10 protein-coding genes and 1 tRNA gene are annotated in these 10,351 nt (G+C 65.7%); 7 read left to right on the top strand and 4 right to left on the bottom strand.

Annotated features, from left to right (window positions below):
* Positions 1–158: 158 nt before the first annotated feature.
* Together msrQ and msrP are read right to left on the bottom strand one after the other, a co-directional pair.
* Positions 159–785 carry a protein-methionine-sulfoxide reductase heme-binding subunit MsrQ gene (msrQ, locus tag DJ029_RS05440; RefSeq protein WP_112321275.1) on the bottom strand — a complete coding sequence of 209 codons (627 nt, stop codon included), beginning with the start codon at positions 783–785 and terminating at the stop codon, positions 159–161.
* On the bottom strand, positions 785–1,726 hold the full coding sequence (gene msrP / locus DJ029_RS05435; protein ID WP_112321274.1) for a protein-methionine-sulfoxide reductase catalytic subunit MsrP: 942 nt from the start codon (positions 1,724–1,726) through the stop codon (positions 785–787). Before msrP ends, msrQ begins: the two co-directional genes overlap by 1 nt.
* A gap of 340 nt (positions 1,727–2,066) precedes the next feature.
* Here msrP and DJ029_RS05430 point away from each other — a divergent pair, with 340 nt between their 5' ends.
* Positions 2,067–2,558: a fasciclin domain-containing protein gene (locus DJ029_RS05430; RefSeq protein WP_112321273.1), complete on the top strand. Its 492-nt coding sequence runs from the start codon at positions 2,067–2,069 to the stop codon at positions 2,556–2,558.
* Positions 2,559–2,761: 203 nt separating this feature from the next.
* Here the strand turns inward: DJ029_RS05430 and clpB are convergent, their stop codons facing one another.
* Complete coding sequence (clpB, locus tag DJ029_RS05425) at positions 2,762–5,368, bottom strand: ATP-dependent chaperone ClpB (protein WP_112321272.1); 2,607 nt, start codon at positions 5,366–5,368, stop codon at positions 2,762–2,764.
* A gap of 239 nt (positions 5,369–5,607) precedes the next feature.
* Here clpB and pyrF point away from each other — a divergent pair, with 239 nt between their 5' ends.
* Genes pyrF through DJ029_RS05410 form a run of 3 tightly spaced genes read left to right on the top strand, consistent with a single transcriptional unit; the run spans position 5,608 to position 8,319 of the window.
* Entirely contained in the window at positions 5,608–6,303 is a 696-nt protein-coding gene (gene pyrF, locus DJ029_RS05420; RefSeq protein ID WP_112321271.1) for an orotidine-5'-phosphate decarboxylase, read from the top strand.
* Positions 6,304–6,345: 42 nt separating this feature from the next.
* On the top strand, positions 6,346–7,599 hold the full coding sequence (locus DJ029_RS05415) for a DNA polymerase IV (RefSeq protein WP_112321270.1): 1,254 nt from the start codon (positions 6,346–6,348) through the stop codon (positions 7,597–7,599).
* Between the two features lie 27 nt (positions 7,600–7,626).
* Positions 7,627–8,319 (top strand): DUF2461 domain-containing protein, encoded by a 693-nt coding sequence (locus DJ029_RS05410; protein WP_112321269.1) that lies wholly within the window; start codon positions 7,627–7,629, stop codon positions 8,317–8,319.
* Positions 8,320–8,529: 210 nt separating this feature from the next.
* On the opposite strand, the gene DJ029_RS05405 is transcribed toward DJ029_RS05410, so the two are convergent.
* Positions 8,530–9,384: an N-formylglutamate amidohydrolase gene (locus DJ029_RS05405; RefSeq protein ID WP_232822969.1), complete on the bottom strand. Its 855-nt coding sequence runs from the start codon at positions 9,382–9,384 to the stop codon at positions 8,530–8,532.
* 140 nt (positions 9,385–9,524) lie between these two features.
* Here DJ029_RS05405 and DJ029_RS05400 point away from each other — a divergent pair.
* The 3 genes from DJ029_RS05400 to DJ029_RS05390 all read left to right on the top strand — a co-directional run bounded on the left by DJ029_RS05400 (position 9,525) and on the right by DJ029_RS05390 (position 10,337).
* Positions 9,525–9,599 (top strand) — tRNA-Val (locus DJ029_RS05400).
* Between the two features lie 79 nt (positions 9,600–9,678).
* Complete coding sequence (gene ykgO / locus DJ029_RS05395) at positions 9,679–9,804, top strand: type B 50S ribosomal protein L36 (RefSeq protein ID WP_010141322.1); 126 nt, start codon at positions 9,679–9,681, stop codon at positions 9,802–9,804.
* Between the two features lie 131 nt (positions 9,805–9,935).
* Positions 9,936–10,337 (top strand): RidA family protein, encoded by a 402-nt coding sequence (locus tag DJ029_RS05390; RefSeq protein ID WP_232822968.1) that lies wholly within the window; start codon positions 9,936–9,938, stop codon positions 10,335–10,337.
* Positions 10,338–10,351: the final 14 nt, after the last annotated feature.

The raw sequence follows: 10,351 nt of genomic DNA, 5'->3' as shown, positions 1-10,351 counted from the left end.
AACCTCTCGATGTTTTCCCAACCGCGTCTCTGCGCCGCCGGTGAGGGGTTATCTACGGATCACCCGTCCGACTCGCAAGAGACAAATTCGCTTTTTTCGAAATTATTTTGAAAGTTAGTCCCTGACCCGCTCAAACCCCCTATATTTAGGGCTTTCGCTCAGGCTGGCTGTCGCGGGCGCTGCTTCAAATGCCGGCGCAGGGGGCGCCAGGCGACCAGAATCGCCATCCCCGCCAGGTACGCCACCGGTTCGAACGCCCAGGTCTTGGTCAGCCAGACGAAATGCACCGCCCCGATGATCGACGCCGGGTAGACCAGCTTGTGCACCGAGCGCCACGCGGCACCGCCCAGCCGACGGATCGACCAGTCGTTCGAGGTCATGGCCACCGGAATCAGCAACAGGAAGGCCGACGCCCCCGCGATGATATAGGGACGCTTGGTCAGGTCCTTCGCGATCTGCTCCCAGTTCAGCTGCAGGTCCAGGAACAGGTACACCGCGAAATGCAGGCAGACGTAGTAGAAGGCCATCAGCCCGATCAGCCTGCGGAACCGGATCAGGTTGATGCGCGTCAGTTGCAGGATCGGCGTCACCAGCAGCGAGGCCAGCAGAAGCTGCAGCGCGATCAGCCCCAGCTCATGCTCCAGCGTCTTGACGGGATTCGCCCCGAGCCGGTTCTCCACCCCGAGCCAGAGCAGCCAGGCGGCCGGCGCGAATCCGAGGATATAGCCCGGCCACACCGGCACCTTGCGCAGCCAGGTGTTCAGGGACATGCGCCAGTCGCCCATCAGTAGTTCTTCACCAGGTCCATGCCGGCATAAAGACCGGCGACCTCGTCCGCGTAGCCATTGAACATCAGCGTGTCCTGCCGCTTGGCGAACAGACCGCCGCCCACCACCTGTTCGGTCGCCTGCGACCAGCGGGGGTGGTCCACCTTCGGGTTCACGTTGCTGTAGAAACCGTACTCTTTGGGCAGCAGCATGTTCCAGGTGTTCGGGGGCTGCTTGTCGGTCAGCGTGATGCGCACGATCGACTTGATCGACTTGAACCCGTACTTCCACGGCACGACCAGGCGCAGCGGCGCGCCGTTCTGGTTCGGAAGCTCCTCCCCATACATCCCGTTGGCGAGGATGGTCAGCGGGTGCATCGCCTCGTCCAGGCGCAGCCCTTCGCGGTAGGGCCAGTCGATGGACTGGAACAGACCGCGCTGGCCCGGCATCTCGTCCGGGCGCACCAGGGTTTCGAAGGCGACGAACTTCGCGCCCGACTGCGGGCCGACCCGGTTCAGCAGGTCCGACAGCTGGAACCCGACCCAAGGAATGACCATCGACCAGGCCTCGACACAGCGCAGGCGATAGATGCGCTCCTCCAGCGCGTTCGGCACGATATCCTCCAGCCCGTAGGTGCCGGGCTTGTCCACCAAGCCGTCGACCACCACCGACCAGGGCTTCGTCGTCAGCCCCTGGGCGTTGTTCGCCGGATCCTCCTTGCCGAAGCCGAACTCGTAGAAGTTGTTGTAGCCCGTCGCATACTCCTTCGGCGTGATCGGCGCGGGGGCCGGCGCCCTGCTCTTGGCGAAGGACAGCGTCGCCGCTGATGCGGACATGGGCGACAGCATCGCCCCAACGGCCGCGGCCGCCCCCGCGCCCATCAGCGCGCGGCGATTCATGTACACCTCCTTCGGGGTGATTTCCGACGATTTGATGCGCTCTGCCTGTTTGATCAACATACGTATTTCCCGGTTTCTGTGGCGTGCCTCAAGATATGAGGGCCTTTCTGACATAAATCGATATGTCATGCGGTCACGATTGGGTGGGCAAAGCCGTGATTTTCCGTGAGCAGGCACACCCACCAGCGAGGGAGTCCCGGACCGGCTCAACAGAAATCAGGCAATAATCGTAACAGTTTTGTGAGTTGAAGCGGCGCGACGGCGGCGCTTAGCGGCGAACCCCGCCGCGTCAACTGCGACACCCTGTAATTCTACCGAAATCCAGCCTCGGCGGGGCGGCGTAACACTGCCGTTCCCCAACACCGGGAGACACAAGATGCAACCAACCGAGGAGACTATCATGCTTCGTCGAACCCTTCTTGCTACCGGCACCGCAGCTGGCCTGTTCGCCGCAACCCTGTCGCCGGCCTTCGCAGGCGGCCACGCAAAGGACATCGTGGACACGGCCGTGGAAGCTGGCAGCTTCACCACCCTCGTCGCCGCGGTCGAGGCCGCCGGCCTTGTCGAGACGCTGAAGGGCGAAGGCCCCTTCACCGTCTTCGCGCCCACGGACGAGGCCTTCGCCGCCCTGCCCGAGGGCACGGTGGAAACCCTGCTCCTGCCTGAGAACAAGGACCAGCTTATCGCTGTGCTCACCTACCATGTGCTGCCGGGCAAGGTCATGTCCTCCGACATCACCGGCGACATGTCCGCCACCACGGTGCAGGGCAGCGACGTAGACATCACCACCATGGACGGGGTTAAGGTCGACGGCGCCACTGTCGTCACCGCCGATATCGAGGCCGACAACGGTGTCATCCACGTGATCGACGCCGTGATCCTGCCCGAATAACGCCAGACGCCGGGGCGGTCTCCCGCCCCGGCGCCCATAAGCTACCCCTTCCAAAGTCCTCAAATATCCCCGCCGGAGGCTCCGACGCGCACCAAGGCGGGTTCGGTCCGAAGAAAACGACCAACGCCCCCACCCGGTAGCGGGCCCCACCCCCGCATGGCGGGAGTGGGGTGCAGGGGATCAGGCGCGTCAGCGCCTTCCACTTAATGAACCGTCGCGACCTTGGGCTCCGAGCCCCCGGCGACGCGATCCTTCAGGATCAGCCCCTCGGGACCGGCGCTCACCTCGACGGTTTCCCCGTCCAGCACCTCCCCGGACAGCAGCAGTTCCGCCAGCGGGTCCTGCAACGCCTTCTGGATCACGCGCTTCAGGGGCCGTGCGCCGTAGACCGGGTCATAACCCTGGTCGGCCAGCCAAGTCCGCGCATCCTCGCTGAGGTTCAGCGTGATCTTGCGGCCCTCCAGGCGGCGGTCAAGGATGCCCAGTTGGATATCCACGATCCCGTCCATGTCGGCGCGGCTGAGCCGGTCGAACAGCACGATCTCGTCCAGGCGGTTCAGGAACTCCGGCCGGAAGTGCGCGCGCACCGCCGCCATGACCTGGTCCTTCACGGTGTTGCTCTGCACCCCGTCGGCCAGTTCGCTCAGCGCCCCGGACCCAAGGTTGGAGGTCAGGATGATCAGCGTGTTCTTGAAGTCCACCACATGGCCCTGCCCGTCGGTCAGCCGCCCGTCGTCGAGCACCTGCAACAGCACGTTGAACACGTCGCCATGGGCCTTTTCGACCTCGTCGAACAGGATCACCTGGTAGGGCCTGCGCCGCACGGCCTCGGTCAGCACACCGCCCTCGTCATAGCCGACATAGCCCGGGGGTGCCCCGATCAGCCGCGCGACGGAGTGTTTCTCCATGAACTCCGACATATCCACCCGCGTCATCGCGGAATCGTCGTCGAACAGGAACTCCGCCAGCGCCTTGGTCAGCTCGGTCTTGCCGACGCCGGTCGGGCCGAGGAACAGGAAACTGCCCATCGGTCGATTGGGATCGTTCAGCCCGGCGCGCGCCCTGCGCACGGCGTTGGAGACGGCGCGAACCGCTTCGCTCTGGCCGATGACGCGCTTGCCGATCTCGGCCTCCATGCGCAGCAGCTTGTCGCGCTCACCCTCCAGCATCCGGTCCATCGGGATGCCGGTCCAGCGCTCTACCACGCTGGCCACATGCTCGGGCAGCACGGCCTCCTCGACCATGACGTCGCTTTCCTCGGCCTGCTCGGCCTCGGCCAGGCGCTTTTCCAACCCCGGGATCACGCCGAACTGCAGTTCACCGGCCTTGGCGAGGTTGCCTTCCCGCTTCGCCTGCTCCAGCTCGGCGCGGGCACGGTCCAACTCTTCCTTGATGTCGCGCGCGCCGGCCAGCTTGTCGCGTTCGGCCTGCCACTGGGCGGTCATCTCGGCGGATTTTTCCTGCAGCTCGACCAATTCCGACTCAAGCGTTGCCAGCCGGTCCTTGGAGGCCGCGTCGGACTCCTGCTTCAGCGCCTCCGCCTCGATCTGCTTTTGCAGGATTTCACGGTCGAGCGCATCCAGCTCCTCGGGCTTGCTGTCCACTTCCATGCGCAGACGGCTTGCCGCCTCGTCCATCAGGTCGATGGCCTTGTCGGGCAGGAAACGGTCGGTGATGTAGCGGTTCGACAGAGTCGCCGCGGCCACCAGCGCCCGGTCGGAGATGCGCACCCCATGGTGCACCTCATATTTCTCCTTGATGCCCCGCAGGATGGAGATCGTGTCCTCCACCGTCGGTTCGTTGACCATCAGCGGCTGGAAGCGCCGCGCCAATGCTGCGTCCTTTTCGACATGCTTGCGGTATTCATCCAGCGTGGTCGCACCGATACAATGCAGCTCGCCCCGCGCCAGCGCCGGTTTCAGCAGGTTGGAGGCGTCCATCGCCCCGTCTGCCTTGCCCGCGCCGACCAGCGTGTGCATTTCGTCGATGAACAGGATGATTTCGCCGGCGGCATGGGTGACTTCGTTCAGCACGGCCTTCAGCCGCTCCTCGAACTCGCCCCGGTACTTCGCCCCGGCGATCAGCGCGCCCATGTCCAGCGCCATCAGCTTCTTGTTCTCCAGGCTTTCGGGCACGTCGCGGTTCACGATGCGCAGGGCCAGGCCCTCGGCGATCGCGGTTTTACCGACGCCGGGCTCCCCGATCAGCACGGGGTTGTTCTTGGTCCGGCGGCTCAGCACCTGCATGGCGCGGCGGATTTCCTCGTCCCGGCCAATGATCGGGTCGATCTTGCCCTCGCGCGCGGCCTCGGTCAGGTCGCGGGCGTATTTCTTCAGCGCCTCGAAACTGTCCTCGGCCGAGGCACTGTCAGCGGTGCGCCCCTTGCGCAGGTCGTTGATCGCCTCGTTCAGGGCCTGCGCGCTGACGCCGCCCTCGACAAGTGCGTCCTTCGCGCCGGACTTGGTGACGGCCAGCGCGGTCAGCACGCGTTCCACGGTGACGAAACTGTCGTTGGCCTTCTGGGCGAGCTTCTCGGCCTCGGCGAACATCTTGACGGTCTGCGGATCCATGTAGATCTGCCCGCCTTCGACCTTCGGCTCCTTGGCGAGCTTCGCTTCCAACGCGCCCTGCACGCGGGCCGGATCGCCCCCGGCACGCTTGATCAGGTTGGCGCTCAGGCCCTGATCATCGTCCAGAAGCGCCTTCAGCACGTGTTCGGGCAGGAATTTCTGGTGATCTTCGCGCATTGCGATGGTCTGGGCAGCCTGCACAAAACCGCGCGCGCGCTCGGTGAACTTGCTCAAGTCCATTTGTCTCTCCTTCAATAAGCGCCCGTTCCGGTCCACCCGCCTCAGCGGCATGGACCCTCGGGCCTTGGTCAAAAAATGGGCATTGGAACATCGCGCTACAAGATAGACGGGGGCAAAAATCGGCTCCCGGCCCCCGGCGCATCGGTTGAATGCGGCACCGCGCCCCGCCCCGTAGCGCTTGCCAAGCGCATGGTGGCCTGCCAATTACGGCGCGATCCGCCGAGCGAAAGGATACCCCAATGAGCATTGACCCCAAAGACCGCCTCATCGTGGCGCTGGACCTGCCGAACGCGCTAAGCGCGCTTGAGCTGGTGCAGAAGCTTGGTGACGAGGTGAGTTTCTACAAGATCGGCCTCGGCATGCTGACCGGCGGCGGGCTGGCCCTGGCCGATGAGCTGAAGACCATGGGCAAGCGCGTGTTTCTCGACATGAAGCTGTTCGACATCTCCGCCACGGTCACGGCGGCGGCGCGCGGGCTGTGCCAGTACGACCTGGACCTTCTGACCGTTCATGGCGATCCACATGTGGTCGCGGCGGCGGTCGCGGGACGGGGTGAGCGCCCGACGAAGATCATGGCGGTGACGATGCTGACCTCGCTGAACCGCGCGGACCTGGACGCGGCGATGATCGTGTCGGGTGATATCGCTGAGCTGACGACCGAGCGGGCCCGACGCGCGTTCCTTGCCGGGGCGGACGGCGTCATCGCCTCACCCGGAGAAGCCGAGATGATCCGCGCCCTGCCCGAAGCGGCTGGCAAGCTGATCGTCACGCCCGGTGTCCGCCCCGAGGGTTCCTCAGCGGATGACCAGAAGCGGATCGCCACCCCCGCCAACGCCATCGCCGCGGGCGCAGATCACATCGTGGTCGGCCGCCCCGTCTGGCAGGCCGAAGATCCGGCTGCCGCAGCCCGCGCGATCCAGGCCTCGCTCGGCTAGGGCGCGTTCCTTTCGGGGCGGCATCGCGGTATACTCAGGCCCATGAAAGCCCTTTGCCGCGATTGCTGCCAGCCCATGCCAGACCGGCCCCGCTGCCCGGCCTGCGGCAGCCCGCGCGTGCTTTCCCACCCGGAACTCGACCAGCTTTCCATCGCGCATATGGATTGCGACGCCTTCTATGCGACGGTGGAAAAACGCGACAACCCCGACCTTGCCGACAAGCCGGTGATCATCGGCGGCGGGCGGCGGGGCGTCGTCTCCACCGCCTGTTACATCGCACGGATCAAGGGCGTGCGCTCGGCCATGCCGATGTTCAAGGCGCTGGCGCTCTGCCCCGACGCCGTCGTGGTGAAGCCGCGCATGAGCACTTATGTCGAAGTCTCCGCCCAGATCCGCACCCGGATGGAGGCGCTGACCCCGGTGATCGAGCCGCTGTCGCTGGACGAAGCTTTCCTCGACCTGACCGGCACAACGCGGCTGCACCACGCGCCCCCTGCCCTGCAGCTCGCCCGCCTCGCGCGCGACATCGAGGAGCAACTCGGCGTGTCCATCTCCGTCGGGCTTAGCCACAACAAGTTCCTCGCCAAGATCGCGTCCGACCTTGAAAAGCCGCGCGGTTTTTCGGTGATCGGGCGGGCGGAAACCGATGCCTTCCTGCTGCGCCAGCCCGTCGGCGTGATCTGGGGCGTTGGCACCGCGATGAAGGAGAAGCTGGCGCGGGACGGCATCCGCACCATCGCGGACGTGCGCGCGCGGGACCGCAAGTGGCTGGGCGACCGCTACGGCTCGATGGGCGATCACATATGGCGGCTGGCCCATGGGCAGGATGCGCGACGCGTTTCGGCGCGCGCGGGGGCGAAGTCGATCTCGAACGAGACGACGTTCTTCGAGGATACCAACGATCCCGATCTGCTGGACGGCCACCTCTGGCGGCTGGCGGACAAGGTCTCGGCCCGGGCCAAGGCGAAGGACCTGGCCGGGCGCACCGTGACGCTGAAGCTGAAGCGGGCCAATCACCGGGGGCTGACACGCTCGGTCACGTTGCCTGAGCCGACGCAACTGGCCGGGACCATCCACGCCACCGCCAGCCCGCTGCTGAGGAACGCCCTTGGCGAAGGGCCGTTCCGGCTGATCGGCGTCGGGCTGTCGGACATCACCTCGGGCGACCAGGCGGACCTTTCCCCGGACCTGCTGGACCCGGCCGCCGCGAAACGCACCGCGGCGGAACGCGCGGCGGATGCGATCCGCGGCAAGTTCGGCGACGGCGCCATCGTAAAAGGGCGCGCCTTGCGCTGAGGCCGCCCGTTCAAGGGAAGGAACCCCATGGCCAGCAACGACTTCACCGGCTTTCCCGCGGAAACCTTCGCCTTCCTGTCGGATCTGGCGGCGCACAACCAAAAAGCGTGGTTCGACGCCCACCGGGCCGAGTACCAGGCGCATGTGGTGGATCCGGCGATGGCCTTCATCGTGGCGATGGGGGGCCCGCTGGCGGCGATCGATGCGCGCTACCAGGCGGTGCCAAGGTTGAACGGCTCTTTCCGGCGGATAAACCGCGACGTGCGGTTCTCACGGGACAAGACCCCCTACAGCCCGCGTATCCACCTTGTCTTCTGGACCGGGGAGCATCCGAATCGCAGCCCTGCGATCCATCTGGTCCTGCACCCCGACGGCTTCGGCTTCGGCGCGGGCGCCTGGGCCTGGCCGCCCGATACACTGGCGGCTTTCCGCGACCGCCTGGACGCCCCCGCCGCGCTGGCCGATCTGCGGGCCGCCATCGCCAGCGCCGAAACCACCGGCGCGACGCTGACCGCGCCCAGCCTGAAACGCGTACCAAAGGGGCGGGACGCGGGTCACCCCGCCGCCGATCTGCTGAAGCACAAGGGCCTGATCGTGCGCACCGCCGATCGCCTTCCCCTGCCCGGCACGGTCAACACGCCGGGCTTCGTCGATCACTGCGCGGGGCTATGCGCGGCGCTTCATCCGGTCAACCTCTGGCTAATTGATAAGCTGAATTGAGCGAGCGCACATAATTTGCACATAAATCGCATTTCCTGTCCGGAAACCGCGCCCGACTCGTTGACTATGCTGCACTGCCGCATACATTCGGAGGTGTTGATGCGTTGCATCACGCGCCCTTCCGGGCGTTTCCTCCCTAGACTTGGGCCGTGCCTCTGGCACGGCCTTTTTTTATCTTGTCCGGGTTTTGACTAGCAGCGCGTCAGGCGATCATTCGGCGGCAAGCGCCGTCGCGTCGCCGATTCGCACCAGCCCGGCCTGCACGGCGGCCAGCCTTTCGGCCACCTCGGCGAACCCCGGCAAGGGGGTCAGGGTGCGCTCGTCCATGTAGAGTGAGCGGTCGATCTCGATCTGCAGGGCGTGAACATTTCGCGAGGGGCGGCCGTAGTGCTGGGTGATGTAGCCGCCCGCGAAGGGCGCGTTGCGCGCCACGACGAAGCCCTGTGCGGTGAACAGCGCCGCCGCCGCATCGATCAGCCAGCGCCCGCAGGCCGCGCCGAACCTGTCGCCGAGCACCACGTCCGGGCGCTGCCCGCGCACCATTGGCGCAGCACCAAGCGCGTCATGCGGCATGGAGTGACAGTCGAACAGAAGCGCCATGCCGAAGCATTCCCGCTGGCGGCCCAGCAGCGCGTCGAGCTGATCGTGGTAGGGGTGATAGCCAAGGCGCAGGCGCTTCAACGCCTCCCTCAGGGGGATCTTTCCGTTGCGGATCGGACGCCCCTCGGCGACGACGCGCGGGATCACGCCCAGCCCGGCCGAGACGCGGGGATTCGCGCCGCGCCGCTGCGCGCCGGTGATCAGCGCCGGATCAAGCTCGTCCGCAGCCCGGTTCAGATCGACATAGGCCCGCGGCAGCGTGGCGGCCAGCAGCGGCGCACCGTGGGCGGGGGCCGCGGAAAACAGTTGTTCGACGAAAGCATCCTCGGATGAGCGGATCGTCATCGGGTCCAGCTCAGCCGAGGCCAGGAATTCCGCGGGGTAGCGTGCCCCCGAATGGGGCGAACTGAACACCGCCGGAGAGGTCCACCGCTCTGGCTCGAAAAGAACGAATGCCCGTGTCACGGCCTGATGGACTCCCTGTTGCCTCGCCCGGAATGTAGTGCAAAGCAGAACTTGGCAAAAGGTCTTGAACAGCCCCGCGACTCCTTTTATACCCCGCGAGCGGTCAGGCACCTTCCAAGGCGTCTTGCCATACAATTTTCGGGCGTATAGCTCAGCGGGAGAGCACTTCGTTGACATCGAAGGGGTCACTGGTTCAATCCCAGTTACGCCCACCATACACCGCCCCCCTTCCCGTGGGGCAAAACGAAACCTGGCGCAGGCCAAGCCGCGCGCCGCTAGATTAGGAGAGAGGCCATGAAGGTCAGAAACTCGCTTCGCTCCCTCAAGCAGCGCCATCGCGATTGCCGCGTCGTGCGCCGCAAGGGGCGGGTCTATGTGATCAACAAGACCCAGCGCCGGTTCAAAGCCCGCCAGGGCTGAAGGCAGACGCCAGACTGGTTTTTAACGGCCGTACCCACCAGGGTGCGGCCGTTGTCGTTTCGCCTTGGCACTATGACGCCGCGCGCATTTCGGTCAGGATCGGCTCCTGGATCGAAAACGGGGGCGGGATCATGGCGCATGTGCGAACGCTGATTTCAAACGGCAACCCGATGGAGGAAGTGGTGGGCTTCAGCCGCGCCGTGCGCGTCGGCTCCTTCATCGCGGTCGGGGGCACGGCGCCGGTGGACGCCGAGGGAAAGACAGTCGGCCCCGGCGATGTCTTCGCCCAGACCACCCGCTGCTTCGAGATCATAAAGGACGCGCTCGAGCAGGCGGGCTCGGGCCTGCAGGACATCGTGCGCACGCGAGTCATCCTGACCGATATCCACACCTGGAAAGACGCGATCGAGGCGCGCAAGGTCTTCTGCCGGGAGTCGCGCCCCGTGGACACGATCATGGCCGTGCAACGTTTCGTGAACCCGGAATGGCTGGTTGAGATCGAGGTGGACGCCGTCGTGGCCGACACCCCCTGACCAGCGCCGCGCCG

It is taken from the genome of Oceanibium sediminis, assembly GCF_003265325.1.
GTDB classification, from domain to species: domain Bacteria; phylum Pseudomonadota; class Alphaproteobacteria; order Rhodobacterales; family Rhodobacteraceae; genus Halovulum; species Halovulum sediminis.
This window is presented reverse-complemented; position numbering and strand designations above follow the sequence as displayed.